This is a genomic window from Amycolatopsis sp. NBC_01307 (genome assembly GCF_035975215.1).
Taxonomy (GTDB): domain Bacteria; phylum Actinomycetota; class Actinomycetes; order Mycobacteriales; family Pseudonocardiaceae; genus Amycolatopsis.
The window spans coordinates 6,489,701-6,506,501 of record NZ_CP108403.1; the positions used below are offsets into that span (position 1 = coordinate 6,489,701).

12 protein-coding genes are annotated in these 16,801 nt (G+C 70.1%); 5 read left to right on the forward strand and 7 right to left on the reverse strand.

What is annotated here, in order from left to right:
- The first annotated feature begins 8 nt into the window (after nucleotides 1-8).
- Both OG439_RS27845 and OG439_RS27850 read left to right on the forward strand, forming a co-directional pair.
- Complete coding sequence (locus OG439_RS27845) at nucleotides 9-761, forward strand: GH12 family glycosyl hydrolase domain-containing protein (RefSeq protein ID WP_326943764.1); 753 nt, start codon at nucleotides 9-11, stop codon at nucleotides 759-761.
- A 46-nt stretch (nucleotides 762-807) separates the two neighbouring features.
- A complete protein-coding gene (locus tag OG439_RS27850) occupies nucleotides 808-2,178 on the forward strand; it encodes an endo-1,4-beta-xylanase (protein ID WP_326943765.1) in 1,371 nt (456 codons plus the stop codon).
- Between the two features lie 415 nt (nucleotides 2,179-2,593).
- Here OG439_RS27850 and OG439_RS27855 read toward each other — a convergent pair whose 3' ends face one another.
- Nucleotides 2,594-2,926, reverse strand: a complete 333-nt coding sequence (locus OG439_RS27855) for a helix-turn-helix domain-containing protein (RefSeq protein ID WP_326943766.1) — start codon at nucleotides 2,924-2,926, stop codon at nucleotides 2,594-2,596.
- Between the two features lie 705 nt (nucleotides 2,927-3,631).
- Between OG439_RS27855 and OG439_RS27860 the strand changes: the two genes are divergently transcribed.
- A complete protein-coding gene (locus OG439_RS27860; protein WP_326943767.1) occupies nucleotides 3,632-3,895 on the forward strand; it encodes a hypothetical protein in 264 nt (87 codons plus the stop codon).
- Between the two features lie 552 nt (nucleotides 3,896-4,447).
- Here OG439_RS27860 and OG439_RS27865 read toward each other — a convergent pair.
- Nucleotides 4,448-5,050, reverse strand: a complete 603-nt coding sequence (locus OG439_RS27865) for an HSP18 transcriptional regulator (RefSeq protein WP_326943768.1) — start codon at nucleotides 5,048-5,050, stop codon at nucleotides 4,448-4,450.
- 110 nt (nucleotides 5,051-5,160) lie between these two features.
- Here OG439_RS27865 and OG439_RS27870 point away from each other — a divergent pair, with 110 nt between their 5' ends.
- Both OG439_RS27870 and OG439_RS27875 read left to right on the forward strand, forming a co-directional pair.
- On the forward strand, nucleotides 5,161-5,604 hold the full coding sequence (locus OG439_RS27870) for an Hsp20/alpha crystallin family protein (protein ID WP_326943769.1): 444 nt from the start codon (nucleotides 5,161-5,163) through the stop codon (nucleotides 5,602-5,604).
- Between the two features lie 142 nt (nucleotides 5,605-5,746).
- Entirely contained in the window at nucleotides 5,747-6,175 is a 429-nt protein-coding gene (locus OG439_RS27875) for a DUF6292 family protein (RefSeq protein WP_326943770.1), read from the forward strand.
- A gap of 87 nt (nucleotides 6,176-6,262) precedes the next feature.
- Here OG439_RS27875 and OG439_RS27880 read toward each other — a convergent pair whose 3' ends face one another.
- From OG439_RS27880 to OG439_RS27900, 5 genes are all read right to left on the reverse strand, one after another.
- The gene (locus tag OG439_RS27880; protein ID WP_326951628.1) at nucleotides 6,263-8,548 is read right to left on the reverse strand and encodes an FtsX-like permease family protein; all 2,286 of its coding nucleotides are present in this window, start codon (nucleotides 8,546-8,548) and stop codon (nucleotides 6,263-6,265) included.
- Nucleotides 8,548-9,237 carry an ABC transporter ATP-binding protein gene (locus OG439_RS27885; RefSeq protein WP_326943771.1) on the reverse strand — a complete coding sequence of 230 codons (690 nt, stop codon included), beginning with the start codon at nucleotides 9,235-9,237 and terminating at the stop codon, nucleotides 8,548-8,550. The genes OG439_RS27880 and OG439_RS27885 overlap by 1 nt, the downstream gene beginning before the upstream one ends.
- Nucleotides 9,237-9,758: a PadR family transcriptional regulator gene (locus tag OG439_RS27890; RefSeq protein ID WP_326943772.1), complete on the reverse strand. Its 522-nt coding sequence runs from the start codon at nucleotides 9,756-9,758 to the stop codon at nucleotides 9,237-9,239. The genes OG439_RS27885 and OG439_RS27890 overlap by 1 nt, the downstream gene beginning before the upstream one ends.
- A 162-nt stretch (nucleotides 9,759-9,920) precedes the next feature.
- Nucleotides 9,921-14,792, reverse strand: a complete 4,872-nt coding sequence (locus OG439_RS27895; RefSeq protein WP_326943773.1) for a DNA repair ATPase — start codon at nucleotides 14,790-14,792, stop codon at nucleotides 9,921-9,923.
- Complete coding sequence (locus OG439_RS27900; RefSeq protein WP_326943774.1) at nucleotides 14,789-16,798, reverse strand: flotillin family protein; 2,010 nt, start codon at nucleotides 16,796-16,798, stop codon at nucleotides 14,789-14,791. Before OG439_RS27900 ends, OG439_RS27895 begins: the two co-directional genes overlap by 4 nt.
- Between the last annotated feature and the right edge of the window lie 3 nt (nucleotides 16,799-16,801).

Consider the following 16,801-nt stretch of genomic DNA (forward strand, 5'->3'; position numbering starts at 1 on the left):
GGCAGCACGTGAAGCTGAAGCACGCTCTGTCCGCGGTAGCACTGGTCACAGCCGGGCTCGTGGCGCCGGCCGTCACGGCGGCACCGGTCGCGCACGCGGACACCCTGATCTGCGACCAGTACGGGACGACCACGATCGGCGGCCGGTACGTCGTCATGAACAACCGGTGGGGCAGCAGCGCCCAGCAGTGCATCAACGTCACCGGCGGCGGGTTCCGGATCCAGACCCAGCAGGGATCCACCAGCGGTGGCGCCCCCTTGTCGTACCCGGCGGTCTACGTCGGTTGCCACTACGGGAACTGCTCCCCCGGCACGAACCTGCCGCGGCAGCTGAACCGGATCGGCAGCGCACCGTCTTCGATCTCCTACACCTACGTCGGCGGGTCCGTCTTCGACGCCTCCTACGACATCTGGATGGACCCGGCCGCGAAGACCACGGGGGTCAACCAGATGGAGCTGATGATCTGGTTCAACCGCACGGGATCGGTGCAACCGGTCGGCGGCCGGGTGGGCACCACCAGTCTCGGCGGCCGGGGCTGGGACGTGTGGCAGGGCAACAACGGCGGCAACGACGTGGTCTCCTACGTCGCCCAGTCCCCGATCTCGGGCTGGTCGTTCAACGTCATGGACTTCGTCAACGACGTCGACGCCCGGACGCGCGTCGATCGCTCCTGGTACCTGACCAGCGTCCAGGCCGGGTTCGAGCCGTGGAGCGGCGGAGCCGGCCTGGCGGTCAACTCGTTCTCGGCCAACGTCAACTGAAAGCTCGCCCCGCCTGGCCCCCAGGTGCACTCCGGAAGGTGTGAACATGAAGATGACATCGCGGTCATTGTCCCGCGCGGCAGTCGCTTCGACGCTCCTGGCGACGTCGCTCGGGGTTTCGCTGGTGCTCGCCACCTCGGCCGGCGCCGCCACGACATTGGGTGCGTCGGCCGCTCAGACCGGCCGGTACTTCGGCGCCGCCGTCTCGGCCGGGAAGCTCGGTGACGCGACCTACACCGGCATCCTGAACCGCGAATTCACCATGGTCACCGCGGAAAACGAGATGAAGTGGGACGCCACCGAACCGAACCAGAACCAGTTCGGCTACAGCGGCGGCGACCGCATCCTCAACCAGGCGGTGAGCAACGGCCAGCGCGTCCGCGGGCACGCGTTGCTGTGGCACCAGCAGCAACCCGGCTGGGCCCAGAGCCTCAGCGGCTCCGCCCTGCGCCAGGCCGCGATCAACCACGTCACCCAGGTCGCCACCCACTACAAGGGCAAGGTCTACTCGTGGGACGTCGTCAACGAGGCCTTCGCCGACGGCGGCGGCGGTGGCCGGCGTGACTCCAACCTGCAGCGCACCGGCAACGACTGGATCGAAGCCGCCTTCCGCGCCGCGCGGGCCGCCGATCCCGGCGCGAAGCTCTGCTACAACGACTACAACACCGACGGGATCAACGCCAAGAGCACCGGAATCTACAACATGGTGCAGGACTTCAAGTCCCGCGGCGTCCCGATCGACTGCGTCGGCTTCCAGTCCCACCTGTCCAACTCCGCCCCGGGCGACTACCAGGCCAACCTGCAGCGGTTCGCCGACCTCGGCGTCGAAGTCCAGATCACCGAACTGGACATCTCCGGTTCCAACCAGGCCGCCGTCTACGGCACCGTCACGCGCGCCTGCATGGCCGTCGCCCGCTGCGCCGGCATCACCGTCTGGGGCATCCGCGACAGCGACTCCTGGCGCACGGGTGAAAACCCGCTCCTGTTCGACAACAACGGGAACAAGAAGGCCGCGTACACGAGTGTCCTCGACGCCCTGAACGCCGGCGGCGCGACCACCACGCCGACGACACCGACCACCCCGACGACTCCCACCACGCCCACGACGACGACCACGTCCCAGCCCGGCGGTTGCAGCGCCTCGGTCTCCCTCAACTCGTGGAACGGCGGGTTCGTGGCGACGGTGAAGGTCACCGCGGGAGCGACCGCCCTCAACGGCTGGACGGTGACGACGAACCTGCCCTCCGGCGCGACCGTCACCAACGGCTGGAGCGCCGGCAACAGCGGCACCAGCGGCACGGTGAACTGGACCAACGTCGGCTACAACGGCAGCGTCGCGGCCGGGCAGTCCACCGAATTCGGCTTCCAGGGCACCGGAAGCGCCGACGGCATCACGTCGGCCTGCGCCGCGAACTGATCCGCTCCACCGTCGGGGCCCGGCACCGCGAGCCGGTGCCGGGCCCCATCGACGGTCGTCGTTGCGCGACGCGGCGACCCGCAGATCGCCGGGCGGCTGCCGGTGCACATCTCCTCGCGCGGGCACGCGCTGCCGGCCTACGCACCGGCCGAGTTCCGCCGCCGGGTGCTGCATCGGTCAGCGCGTCGCCGCGAACACGTCGCTCACCCAGTCGGCGAAGGACGAATCCGGCTGTCGACGAGTCCGCAGACCTTGCTCTGAACTGACGCCGGACGCCGGACGAGGCGTCATTCTCCCGTCGGGCAAGACGTGTTCACCCAGCAGACGTCCGTGGTCGGCGTCCCTGCCATGGCGCGGAAAGCCGGGCCTGGCCGCAAAACGGCACGCGGCACCGAGGCCGCGTGCCGAGCCGGGTTCAGTCGCCAGTGGGGAGTTCGATGGTGCGGCGCTGGGCCTCGTGCAGCTGGTCTTCGAGGGTGATGATGCGGCAGGCGGCCTCGATGGCGGTGCCCTGATCGACCAGTTCCCGCACCCGCGTCGCCAAGCGCAACTGGTGGCGCGAGTAGCGACGGTGCCCGCCCGCGGACCGCTGCGGAGTGATCAGGCCAACCTCATCGAGGCTGCGCAGGAACCCCTGCGTGGTGCCGAGCATGTCGGCGGCCCGGCCCATCGTGTAGGCGGGGTACAGGTCGTCGTCGAACTTGTCGGCCTTGCTGGGCGTGGCCGGGCCTTGCTGGTCTGGGATCATTCCACCTCCACGTCACAAAGGACCCCGGGTGCCGCGCACGGCACCCGGGGTCCTCGAGGGTAGGGATCTTCACCATTGTCAACCGGCGCGACCGCCGGCTTCCTGCACCCGCATCCGACGTGAAGCCGGATCGTGCGGGGATCGCTTACTCGTGACCGAGCACCACCTCCGAACTCGATGGGACCACGGCACCCGCGCGGCAGTACTGCCTGGCCGCCGCGGGCGATCCAATGATGTTCCCGTTCCCTTCTCTCCGGTGATTTCCACTTACCGGTTACCGCTACATCACTTGCTGCGTACGTCACTGCCGGAACCCTTCCACTGATCGGTCCCAGCACGCTGACGCCGCTGGCCACTGCCCGGAGCCCCTTCACCGATCGGCTCCGGCCACCTGACCGGTCCTGCCACTGCCCTTGTCCTGCACTTCCACTCCGGACCGGTACTACTCGGTCAAACCTTCTTCACGACCCGGTCTCCGGAGCAACACTCCTGGTCACCAGCCGAAACCTTGTTCCCTAGATCGGCTCCGTGCTGCCTGACCGCCTTGTCTCACCTCGCGGGTAGTTACGTCTTCTCCCGCGCCTGCTTGACGTTGTCTCTCTCGGTATGAGCAGAACAGTACACACACCCGACGTTGAATGTCTACTCCGACCGTCATAGATTTTCTGAAGGCAGTCGAACGAGTGATGAGGAGGGCGTGCGGCCATGAGCGACGACATCACGCAGCAGAGCCCGCTCGATGAGCGGTACGGCCTGGTCGGAGTACGTGACCTGAGCGAATACGCCGAAGCCTTGACGCGGTTGCTGGAGCGGGGCCGGCGGGAGCGGTGCGCGGCGGTGCTGTCGGAGGCCGAGGCCTACGCGGCGGCCGAGCTGCTCGGGCAGTTCGCGCAAGTCGACCCGCTGGGCGCGCTGAACCGGCTGGCCGCGTCCCTGGCCGGTCGCATCTACAGCCGCCTCGGCGCCTGAGCAACCAGAATGCCCACCCAGGTGAACGACACGGGACAGTCGGAGCCCGCGCGACCGGAGAGGTGGTGATCACGACCGAGCCGTCCGATGGCGATCCCGAGCGGGACCGGACCACAGACGCGCGTGCGAACGAGAGGCTGGCCGACGTCGCACATCGCGCGCTGGTGCAGCAGATCGCGGTCAGTACCGCGGAAAGCGTGGCGCGGCCCTGCATCGCGAGTGTGCCGACCGGCCGTGACGTCCCGGTGGACCTGACCACCCGAGAGCCACGAAGAAGAGGTTCGTCGGTATCGACGCGCGGGGTTCGCCGTGGGAGGTCCACCAACCTGGCGACGTGGTCGGGACCCACAGCGACCACGGCCGCGAGCAGGGGTGCCGAATTCACCACTCGGCGTCCTCGGGGCGGCGGGTCGATCGCGTCACAACCGACGGTGCGGCCATTGCCGGAAACGAGTCACGCCGGCAGGTGGCCGATCGAGCTGTTCTCCTGGCGGTGGGTTCCATCAGCCTCCGATGCGCCACCACATGACACGAGAAGTGGTTCTGCAGTGATCAGGTGGCACGATCACGACGGTGCCCGGTGGCGTCACGGCGCACCATGTCGGCGTGGTCTTCGATGGCGCCGAGCCGGTCGGCCAGGCCCGCATGATCTCGTCCCAGGTGGCCACGGACCGCCGCCAGCGGAGGCAGCAGACTGGTGACGTCGTCGCCGCCGAGTGCCGCGCCGAGGCGGTCGGCGTCCGCGCGAGCCGCGCCGTCCAGGTCTTCCAGCGCATTCACCTGCCCGGCCAGCTGCCGCAGCACCGCCGAGTTGCGCCGAGCCCAGTCCGCGACCGCGCGATCACCCGCACGCCGGTCCCGCTCGGCGTCGACGCGCGCCTCCCCCGTCGTCTCGCCCGTCGCCGACGGCCTCAGTCGCAGGAACCGCCGTTCCGCGGCCTGCCGGCTGGCCACACCCAGGGCCGGCGCAAGAGCCGCCCAGCTGACGCCCTCGGACCTCGCCGCGGCGATCAGCTCCGGTTCCCACCCGGTGAGTTGCTCACGCAGGGACCGCAGCGAGACCAGGGCGCCCAGCAGCCGGTCGGGCGGCACCTCGCCGCGGCCGGTCGCGAGGACCACCTCGTGCACGTCTCGCGCGGCACGGATCGGATCCATGTCCACCACCTGTCATCCCTTTGACGACTACTCACTTGTCATCGTTGTGATGACATGTTAGAACAGTGGGGCGTGTTGACACCAGATCATCGAACCCAGGAGGTGGAACCATGTTGATGCGCACCGACCCGTTCCGTGAACTGGACCGCTTCGCCCAGCAGGTGCTCGGCGCCGCAGCCCCCGGAACCTGGTCCAAGCCGGCCGCGATGCCGATGGACGCCTACCGCGCCGGCGACGAGTTCGTCGTCTGCTTCGACCTGCCCGGCGTCACCCCCGACGCCATCGAGCTCGACGTCGAGCGCAACGTCCTCACCGTCAAGGCCGAACGACGACCCCTCCCCGGCGGCGGCGACGTCCAGATGCAGGTTTCCGAACGGCCGCTGGGCGTGTTCTCCCGCCAGCTGTTCCTCGGCGACACCCTCGACACCGACCACATCGCCGCCGACTACGAAGCCGGGGTCCTGACCCTGCGCATCCCGGTCGCCGAAAAGGCCAAGCCACGCCGTATCGAGATCACCGGCACCGCCGGCGACCACAAGGAAATCCAGGCCTGACGAGCCCACCCGGCGCAGGACCGGAACCCCGAACCGGTCCTGCGCCGGCCCCGCAAGTCCCCGAAAGGCCCTGTCCTCGAAAGACACTGTCCTCGAACGACACTGTCCTCGAACGACACTGTCCCGGAAGGCACCCGTACCCGTGACCGCATCGCTGCACATCCCGACCGGCCACCCCGCCCTCACCGCCCTGTGGGGCTACCTCGCCGACGTCACCACCGCACTCGGCATCGGTCCTGAATCCTGCCTCGTCGACCACGACACCCCGGTCTCCGCCTACGTCGCCCTCGACGAACAGCTGCCCGGCTACCCCGGCCGCGACGTCGCCCTGCTGTGGGACGAGACCCGCGGCTGGGCCGCCGCCATCGAAACCCACTCCGGCCAGGACCTCGTCGTCGTGCGGTACCTCGGCGGACCCACCATCACCCCGGCACCCGAGCACGTCGCCCGGTTCGTCACCGCACTGCAAGAAGACGACCACCGCGTCGGCCGGCTCGACCCGCCGGATCTGCGCACCGCCGCCGGCCTCGCCGAACTCGACGCCGCACTGCGCGACCGGAGCACGACGTGACTCCTGAGCCGCTGCCACTGCCGGTGTCCTTCACCCGCCGGCTGGACAAGATCGCCGGTCGGGTCGGCGCGACGCGCCGGCAGCGGCTCATTCCGAGCGCAACGTGTCCAACCGGGTCGCTTGCCGCAACAACGGCATCGTCAACCCGGTCACCAGCAGCACCGCCGCCACCGTCGTGCCCGCCAGCGCGAGCAGCACCGGGACGTCGACGATCATCGGCCGGTCCGCCAGCGACAGGATCGGCGCGGTCAGCCCCAGCCCCGCCGCGATCGCCAGCACCACGCCGACCACCACCGGAACCGCGGTCTGCCACAGCGCTCCGCGGGCCAGCACCCCGATCGGCACGCCGGCCGCGGACAACGCCGCGAGCGGGCGCCGCCGTTCGCTGATCTGCTCGATCGACAGCATCAGCAGGCTCATCGCGGCCACCGCGAGCACGAACAGTGCCGCCGTGATCAGCACCGAGCGGAAGTTCTCCACCATCCGCTGGTCCTGGGCGTGGAAGTCGTCGAGGTAGCTGCTCTTGCTGACCGTGGCGTTCCACGCGAGCGCGTTGACCGCCCTCGCGACGTTGTCCGTCAGCGCCTGCGGGTCGCCGGTGCCCGACACGTACAGCGCGACCGACGAGGCCGGCACCGTGAGCCCGCCGAGCGCACCCGGTGTGACGAACAACGTCCCCTCCGCCGCCGTGGTGGCCGACGGCACGACCTTGACGCCGCCCGGGACCGTCCACTCCGGACCGTCGGCCTCGCTGTCGTGCAGGAAGCTCCGCAGCTGCACCGTTCCCGCCGGGGCGGTACCGCCTCGCGACGGCACGACGTAGAACACGTCGCCGTCGGCGCAGCCGCCGATGTCGGCTGCCACCTCGAGCGCGACGCAATCACCGACCACGCCGTAGGTCGACTCCCGCCCGGACTGGACCATGATGTTCGTGGCCGGGTGCGTCCCGGTCACCCCGGCCGCCGACGCCGCCCGCTCGGCGGCCTCGGCCTGGTGCGTGGTGGTGGTCTGCACCCGCACCGGGGCCGCGGCCACGCTGTCCGGCGAGACCTGCTGCTCGACGCCGCCGGTCAGGGACGTGAGCACGCCCTGGACCAGGATGGTGCCGGCCAGCACGACGACCAGGCCGGACACGACGCGGCTGGCGGTGCCGCTGTCCAGCTGCAGCCGCCGGATCGCGAGCTGCCACGACGGCGGACCACCGTGCAACCGCTCCACGAGCCGTTCGACCAGCCAGGGCAGCAGGGCCGCGACACCCACCAGCAGGAACACGCTGCCCGTGGCGAGTGCCATCCCGGCGGTCGTGTCGCTTGTCTCGCGACCGAGAGCCAGGCTCGCGGCCAGGAGCAGCACACCCGTCGCGGTGAGCGCCCAGCGCCACCACATCCGCCGGCGCATCGGCTTGCCCTGGCGGACCACGCCGAGGGGTTCCACGATCGTGCGGCGCAGCCCGAACATCGCCGAGCCGACCGCGAGGCCGGGCACCAGCAGCACGATCACCACGACCAGCGGCCAGTCCGGGACGAAGTCCTCCGGGACGATCCGCAGGCCGAACGGCAGGATGTCCGCGACGAACGTGCGCAGCACGGCGAAGAACCCGATGCCAGCCACGAGCCCGATCACCGCCCCGACCAGTGACTCCGCTGCTGCCACTCGCTTGACCTGCCGCGAGTCGAGGCCGATCAGCCGCAGCGCGGCGAGCCGGCGTTCCCGCTGCGCCGCGCCCATCCGCGACGCGGTGGTCACGAAGATCAGCAACGGCAGCAGCAGCACCGCCGCGATCGGCAGGATGATGGCCAGCACGGCCGCCGACAGCCCGAGCCCGGTGTACGGCTTGCCGAACGCGTAGACCTTGTTGCCCCTGGCGCCTTCGGCCTCGATCTGCGCGGCCGGCACCCCGTAGAACGCGGCGAGATCACCCGCGCCGGAAACGCCGTCCCGCGAGATCTGGCCGGCCACCTGCCCCGGCAGCTGCGCCTTCAGCGAACCGCCGCCCGGTGCGGCCAGCTTCGCGGCGAGCTCCGGTGACACGGCGAGCTCGCCCGGCGCGGGCAGCCGGGTGAGTCCCGGCGGCACCGGCGAGCCGGGTCCGGTCGCCGCGACCGCGGTGACCTTCACGAAGTCGTCGCCGACCGACGGGTACCAGTTGTAGGTCAGCAGCGGGGCGACGCCCGCGCGCGGCTCGGTGACCTGGGCGATCGCCGCCTTGCGCTCCGCCTGCGCGCCGGTCAGGTGCTGGACCGCCGCCGCGGGCAGCAATACGGCGACCGCGAGCGCGATCCCGAACGCGGTCATCGCGAGGCGCAGCAGCGCCGCGCCGGACATCCGGCCGCCCCCGACGGCCAGCCGGAGCCCCAGCGCCAGATCCCGCATCACGCGACCAGCTCCCGGTCGACCGTCTGCCCGTCGCGCACCACGACCTCCCGGTCCGAATAGGCCGCGACCCGCGGCTCGTGGGTCACCAGCACCACCGCGGCGTGCGTTTCCCGCGCCGCGGTGGTGAGCATCTGCATGACTTTCTCGCCGTTGAGTGAGTCGAGCGCGCCGGTCGGCTCGTCCGCGAAGACCACCTTCGGCTCGGTCACCAGCGCCCGCGCCACCGCGACCCGCTGTGCCTGCCCGCCGGAGACGTCGCCGGGACGGCGCTTCGCCAGTCCGTCGACCTCCAGCCGGGCGAGCCATTCGGCCGCTTTGGCCTCGGCCGGCTTCCGCTTGACGCCGGTGAGCCGCAGCGGGAGCGCGACGTTCTCCAGGCAGGACAGCTCGGGCACGAGCTGGCCGAACTGGAACACGAAGCCGAACTCGGTGCGCCGCAACGCACTCCGTTCCTTGTCGTCCATCCCGACGAGGTCGGCGCCGCCGTAGCGGATGGTGCCCGAGTCCGGCCGGACGATGCCGGCGAGGCAGTGCAGCAGCGTCGACTTGCCGGAGCCGGACGGGCCCATGATCGCGAGCACTTCCCCGGTCGAGACGGACAGGGCCGCCCCGTCGAGCGCTTGGGTGCGGCCGAACGACTTGTGCAGTCCGTTGCCGACGAGCAACGGCGTTCCGGGCGTGGTCATCAGCGCACCGCCTTCTCGAGTTCGCCGAGGCGCGCGGCGGTCAGCTCCAGCCACCGCAGGTCCGCCTCGAGGTGGAAGAGCGCGTGGTCGCAGATCAGCTGATCGGCGAGGTCGCCCCCGTTCTTGCGTTTGGTCAGCGAACGCATCACGTTCAGGTGCTCGCCGCGCTGCACGTCGAGCACGTCGGCGGCGCTGCGACCGGACAGCAGCGCGAGCACCACCTTCGTGTAGAGCGTGTTCTGCAGGTACGGCTGCGGATTCTCCGGAGTGTGCAACCACGTCTCGACATCGGTGACCCCCGCGTCGGTGATCGTGTAGCGCTTCCGCTCCGGCCCCTCGCCGCTTTCGACGCCGGCCACCTCGACCATGCCGTTGCGCAGCAGCCGCGACAACGTCGAATAGACCTGCCCGTAAGCAAGCGGGCGGTCCTGCCCGAACTGCTCGTCGTACGTGCGCTTGAGGTCGTAGCCATGCCGCGGGCCCGATTCGAGCAACGCGAGCAAGGTATGCGAAACCGACATTCCCACTCCTCCCTGCCCGGGTCTCCCCGAGCAGGGATCACTATACCGGATGCGTATACACGCGGCGTATACACTCGCAGAATAGGCAGTACCGGCAGGTCAACGGCGCCACAGCGGCGTCACTGGTCGAGGTGCCCGAGCAGCCCCGGTGAGACCTCGTAACTAAGCTTCTTCGCGCACAAGCCGTTGCGCCGCACGTCCGATGGCGGTTTCGACCGCGCCCACCCGGTCGGCCAGCAGGCCCACCGCGCCGACCGCGCGGCTCATCGGGTCCTCGTCGTCGCCGCCCAGTGCCTGCGCCCGCAGGTACGCGGCCTTGACGTCGGCCCACCGGCGGGCCTGCTCCTCGGACAGGCGGCCCCGCAGCTCGGCCAGCTTGAGCAAGTTGGCTTCGGCGCCCGAAGTCAGCGTCTGCGCCTCGCCCGCGTAGTGGTCGTCGATCAGGGCCTCGAGTTCCGCGTCGTTCATCGCCGGCACGATCCGTTCGGCCAGCTTGTTCATGTTCCGGTACGAACCCTGCAGCTGGAACGGCGGTTCGGTGCGGGACGCGTCCGCCTGCGCCGCCGAGGCGATGTAGGCCCGGTTGTTCGCCAGCACGGTCCGCTGCACCCGCAGGAGTTTCCGCAGCACCGCGAGGATCTGCTCCAGCTCCGGCGCCGAATACGCGTGCGAAAGCTGGTCGGTGCGCACCGAACCGTCACCGCGCGCCATCCGCACCAGGACGTCCACATCGGACTGTTCGCGGGACACCAAAGGCGCCAGCACGGCGTTCGACGTCAGCGAGTTCTCGACGTAGCTCAGCGCGAAGAGGTCTTCCTTCCCGGACAGCACGTCGCCGAGGTTCCACACGTCCGCGCGGTTGGCGAGCATGTCGGGGATGCGGAACCGCTTGCCCTGCTCGGTGTACGGGTTCCCGGCCATGCACACCGCGAACCGCTTGCCGCGCAGGTCGTAGGTCCGCGTGCGGCCCTCCCACACACCTTCCATCCGTCGCTGCGCGTCGCACAGGGAGATGAACTTCTGCAGCAGCTCCGGCGACGTGTGCTGGATGTCGTCGAGGTACAGCAGCACGTTGTTGCCCTGCTCCAGCGCGAACGAGATCTTCTCGACCTCCTGCCGCGCGGTCGCGTTGGGCGCATCGGCCGGGTCGACGGAGGTGACGTCGTGGCCGAGCGCCGGCCCGTTGACCTTCACGAACACCAGCCCGAGCCGGCTGGCCACGTACTCCATGAGCGTCGTCTTGCCGTACCCCGGCGGCGAAATCAGCAGGAGCAGGCCGGACTGGTCGGTGCGCCTGGCGTCCCCGGTCGCGCCGAGCTGCTTGGCCAGGTTGTCGCCGATCAGCGGGAGGTAGACCTCGTCCAGCAGCCGGTTGCGCACGAAGGCGCTCATCACCTTCGGCTTGTACTCGTCCAGCCGGAGCCGGTCGCGTTCGGCCGCGACGAGCTCGTTGCGCAGCCGCTGGTAGGCGCGGAACCCCGGCACCCGATCACGCCGGAACCGGTGTGTCCTGGCCAGCACCTCGTCCAGCCGCAGCGTCAGCGACCGCCCGGTGATCCGCGGGTGCGCGCCGAGCAGACCGTCCACAGTGGTCGTCAGCGTCGCCGACGAGTCGTACCGCGGGAGGTCGCACAGCTCGATCGCGACGGCCTCCGGCAGCTCGTCGGCCGGCAGCCCGGCGGCGGCCACGAAGGATCGCAGCCAGGCGTCGGCCAGCTGGTACCGGTCCGCCAGGGCGTCGAGGGAACGCAGGTCTTCGGCGAAGCTCCGCCGGTCGAGCCGGAACTTGTCCAGCACCGTGCGCGCGCCGCTGTCGGTGACGAACCCGGGCTGGGCGACGGCGAGCTCCTCGACCAGGTACTCCCCGGCGAACTCGGCCCCGAGCCGCAGCCCGGCGCCGTCGAGGAACGCCGTCATCGCGTCCGTGAGCTCCCGCGCCAGGTCGTCCATCGCCTTCGGGTGGCCGAACGCCTCCCGCACCCGCCCCAGCGACGCGGCCCGCGTCGTCCACGCGGCCTTGGCCCGTTCGTCGGCGCCGAAGGCCCAGAACAGCTGAGCCGCCGCACGGGCCGCGGGCGGGTAGCGCAACAGACCGGCGGCGGACCGCAGGCGCAGCAGGGCCGCGAGGATCGCGGCCGCGTCGTGGTCGTGCACCCCGCGCGCGTAACCCTCGTCGTAGCGCTCCCCGGCCACGCTCCGCACGACGTCGAGCAGGTCGGCTTCGACCAGCTCGGCCACCGGCCGTTCGGCGAGGATCGACGTCGCGAGGTACTCGGCCCGGTACACCTCCGGCGACTCCGAGACCAGCAGCTGGTCCCAGTACGGCCGCGTCGCCTCGAACGCCTCGTCGCGCACCGGCGCCCGGTAGTCGGTGCCGGTGATCGCGAACTTCATCGAGCTCTCGTGCGGCACCAGCGTCAGGTCGATGTCCTGCGTGTTGACGGCGAAGGTGCTGCGTCCGAGGCGGATCGTCCCGCCGCCCTCGCCGTAGAGGTCCAGCCGGTCGCGCAGGCTCCGGCCGGCCTCCTGGCGGGCGGCCTTCACCCGGCCTTCGAGCTCTTCGGCGCGGACCTGGTCGCCGAGCGCCCGCAGGTCCTCGACGACGCTGCGCAGCTTCGAGACCATCGGATCGGCCGCGAAGTAGGTGTTGATCTCGTCGACCGAGCCGAGCGAACCGGCCCGGCGGGTCACGCTGCCGAGGATCCGGCCCGCCGAATCGACGAGCCGGTCCGCCCGCCGCGCCCGCTCGTCGAGCAGCGCCTGCTTGCGCGAGGAAAACGCCTCGTAGACGTCGGTGCGCTTCTCCCCGAGCGACGTCAGGAAGTCGTCGAACTCCCCGAACCGCGATTCGAGGTTCTCCAGCTGCAGCAACAGCCTGCCCAGCTGCTCGTCACAGCGCTCCGGGGTGTCCGCGACCGCGAGCCCGCCCGTGATGGCCTGCGCGAGCAACGCGAACTCGGCGGCGAACTCCGCCCGGCCCTCGGTCTCCAGGAGTTCCCGGCGCCGCGCGTCCAAGGTGGCCCTGGCGCGGTTGACGGCGCCGATCACCTCGCCGACGCGCTCCAGGATCTTCGTGCGGACGACGGCGTCGGCGATGTCGAGCCCGCCGACGACGTCGATGAGCACCTCCAGGCCGGCCGACTGCTCGTCGAGCCGCTCGGCGACCGGGCCGGCCTCGGCGACCGTCGCGATCGCGGCCGCCCCGGCGACCAGCGCGTCCACCTCGGCGTGGTAGCCGGTGAACGCCTCCTCGCCCTGCAGGAACCGCACGGCGCGGTGCGCGGCCTCGGCAAACTCCGTGTCCAGCTCGCCGATCAGCGTGTCGACGCGCGCGGTGTCGGCGTAGCGCAGCTCCCGCACGGTGACGAGGCGCCCCCGCGCCCGGTGCATTTCGGCGAGGCGGCGCACCCACGCGTCCGCCGTGTCCAGGGCCTCGCCGCGGACCCGCCGCACGAGGGACGCGGTGTCGGCCGCCACCGTGTCGACGGCCTCGGCCGCCTGCGCGGTGAGCGAAGTGACCGTCTCGAACTCGTCCAGCACCTGCTCGGCGGTGACCCGGACGTCGGACAGCGGCGAGCGCAGATCACCCAGCTCGGACTCGCCGAGCCAGTGGTAGTGGTCGAAGAGCCGCGCGCACGCGGCGATCAGCGCCTCGAACACCGCCGCCGACGGCGCCATGTCCGCGATCATCGTCGTGATCGAGAGGCAGTCCGAGATCCCGCGGACGAGATCGGCGTTCCCGACGCGCTCCAGCGGCCCGGTCCCGGCGGGCTGTGACGCGGCGTAGGTGTCCGACTGGAACGGCGTGCGCCACACCTGCATCGGGTGCACCCGGCTCGGTTCGCCGGACAGCGCGCGGAACAGGATCATCGTGCCGTCGTCGAACAGCGAGTACCCGTGGCACGGGATCGGGTTGGCGACCTCCTTGCGGATCACGTTGTAGGGCAGCAGGAGCGAGCGCCCCTCGGCCCGCGCGTGGAAGACGTACAGCACGTCCTCGCCGTTGGGCGAGCGGATCACGCGCTCGAACTCGAGACCGTCCACCGTGGTGTCGAACGTCTTGCTCACGCCGGTGTCGAGGTAGTAGCCGCCGGGGAAGATGATGCCGTGGTCCTCGGGGAGCCGCTGACACGCCTGCCCGATGCCGTCGAGCCGCACGACGTCCTGGGTGCGTGTGTTGAAGACCAGGTAGCGGTAGGTGGTTTCCTTGTACGGCAGCATGCGCAGCAGGATCAGCGGGCCGATCCGGGCGTAGGAGACCTCGGCGTCGGCGAGGCTCTGCAACGGCTCGTCGACCGGCTCGGCGTAGACGCCGGCGCCGGTCTCGGTGTTGTTCTCGACCTTGACCGTCAGGTTGCCGCCGACGGTCTCGACGAACACCTCGTCCTCGATCGAGATGTGCGGATGCCGGCCGAGAACGTGGTTCTCGCGCGTGGTCTCGACCCACTCGAAATCGTGCGACGGCGGGAAAACGTGGTCGCGCTCACCGCGGTTGTCCAGGTAGGACACCGCGCCGTCGGACGCGATACCCCACCGCAGCACCCGGATGTCCTCGGTGCGCGGGCCGATCTGGAACACCGCGAGCAGCTTCCCGTCCAGCCGGCGCAGCTGCAGCAGCTTCGCCTGGCGGTAGTACCGGTACAGCTCGCCGAAGTCCCGCCCGAACTGCTCGTCCCGCAGCAGCTCGGGCAGGTCCTGCGCGCTCACGTCGTCGAACCGGAACGCGTTTTCGTCGTGGCTGAAGCGCTGCAGCGAGAAGACGTCATCGACCGCCGTCTCGGGCTTGAGCCCGATGAAGACGTTGTAGCCGAACAACATCCGCCCGCCGACCGCGACGATGTCCTGGGGCACGCAGTTGTTCGCGGTGCGGATGCGTTCGGTGCCGATCAGCGCGAGCTGCGCGCTGCCGAAGACCGCCAGCCGGCGCGCGTTGAGCTCGTCCGCGCGGTTGGCCAGCTCGGCCGCCTGGGCGGCCAGCCGGACGCGGAGCACGTCATACGTGCCCGCGTCCAGCTCCGTCTCGGCCGCCGTCACTGCTTCGCGGCGACGACGGTGGCGACCGACGTCTCGGCGAGGCCGAGCCGCTGCGCCGTGGTCATCAGCTCACGGAGCTTGTCCGTGTCCGGGCCGCCCGCCTTCAGCTGCTGCGCCAGGAAGGCCGACAGCGTCAGGTTCTTCACGTCCTCGGTGCTGACCGCGCCGATCAGCTTGGCGAGGTCGTCGGTGAGGCTGGCCGACCCGTCGAGGTAGGGCCGCGCGAGCGACTGGACGACGTCGGAGTGCTGCACGAAGCCGTCGATGCTCTTGCCGAGGCCGATCGAGCCGACGATCCGGTCGAAGAACATGGTCTCGCCGCCGACGATGTCGATGTCGGCCTTCTCCAGCCCGACGCTCAGCACCGTCGCCTGCGCCTCGGCGACGTCACGCTGCACATCGAGCGCGGCCAGCCGGATCTCCTTCTCCGCTTCCAGCCGCAGCCGGTACTCCTCGTGCTCGCGGCTCGCGCTGTCGAGCGCGGCCAGCGCGGCGGCCTTCTCGGTGAGCCCCTCGGCCTCGCCCTTCAGCTTGTCGCGCAGCGCCTCGGCGACCACGATCGCCTTCTCGCGTTCGACGATCGCTTCGGCGCGGCCGACCTTCTCCAGCGCATCGGCGTCGCGCTCCTTGACCAGCGCCGCGGCGAGGCCGGCGGCGGCCTCCTCGGCCTGGATCCCCTCCGCCAGCCGGATCTTGGCCCGCGTCTCCAGCTCGGCGGTCTGCTGGCGCGCCTCGGCGAGGGTCAGCTCCTCGCGCGCCTTGTGCTTGGCGGCCTGCTCCGAAGCCTCGGCGGCCTTGATGCCCTTGACCAGGTTCTCCTGGGCTTCGGCTTCGGCCCGGATGACGATGGCCTCGCGTGTGCGCTGGGCCTCCTCGACCACGCGCAGCTTCTTGATGTTCTCTTCCTGCTCCGCGACGGTCTTGTCGACGGCGATCCGCTCGCGGATCACCTCGGCGATCGACCGCTTCTCCGTTTCGAGTTCCTTGTCCTTCGAGATCCGGGAAAGCTCGGTCTCGCGCTCGCGGCCGATCACTTCGAGGAGGCGGTCCTTTTCGATCCGCTCGGACTCGATGGCGATGACGCGTTCCCGGTTCTTGCCGGCGACTTCGATTTCGCGCTGCTGGTTCTGCTGCTGGATACCGAGCTGCTCGTCGGTGCGCAGCTGCGCGGCCTGCGACTTGAGCCGCTCCTCGGCCTGCACCTTGAGGATTTCCGCCTCTTCACGCGCCCGCATGGTCTCGACCTCGCGGCGCTGCTTGATCTCCGCGTCGGCCTGGCGCCGCTCCAGTTCGAGGATCGCCTCGCGGGCGTCGACGTTCTGGCGCGTGATCTCCTTCTCTTCGTGGCGGCGGAATTCGTTGGTGCGCACGTGCTCGATCGCGGTCAGCTCGGTGATCTTGCGGATACCCTGCGCGTCCAGGATGTTCGCCGCGTCCAGCGACGTCATCGGCGTCTGCTCGAGGTAGTCGATCGCCGCGTCCTCGAGGCTGTACCCGTTCAGGTCGGTGCCGATGACGCGGATGATCTGGTCGCGGAACTCGTTGCGCTTGGTGTAGAGGTCGACGAAGTCGAGCTGCTTGCCGACGGTTTTCAACGCCTCGGAGAACTTCGCGCTGAACAGCGCCTGCAACGTCGTCTCGTCGCTCGCGCGTTCGGTGCCGATGGCCTGCGCGACCTTCACCACGTCCTCGGCCGTCTTGTTGACCCGCACGAAGAACGAAATCCGGATGTCGGCGCGGATGTTGTCCCGGCAGATCAGGCCTTCCTGGCCGGTGCGCTCGATGTCGATCGTCTTCACCGAGATGTCCATGACCTCGGACTTGTGCAGCACGGGCAGCACGACGGCGCCGGTGAAGGTGACGTCGACCTTGCGCACCTTGGAGATGATCAGCGCCTTGCCCTGCGGCACCTTCCGGAACAGCCGGCTCACGACGAACAACAGCACCAGCAGGATCAGCACCACGACGGCGATCAACACGCCGGCACCCAGGCCGATGGCATCCATGCG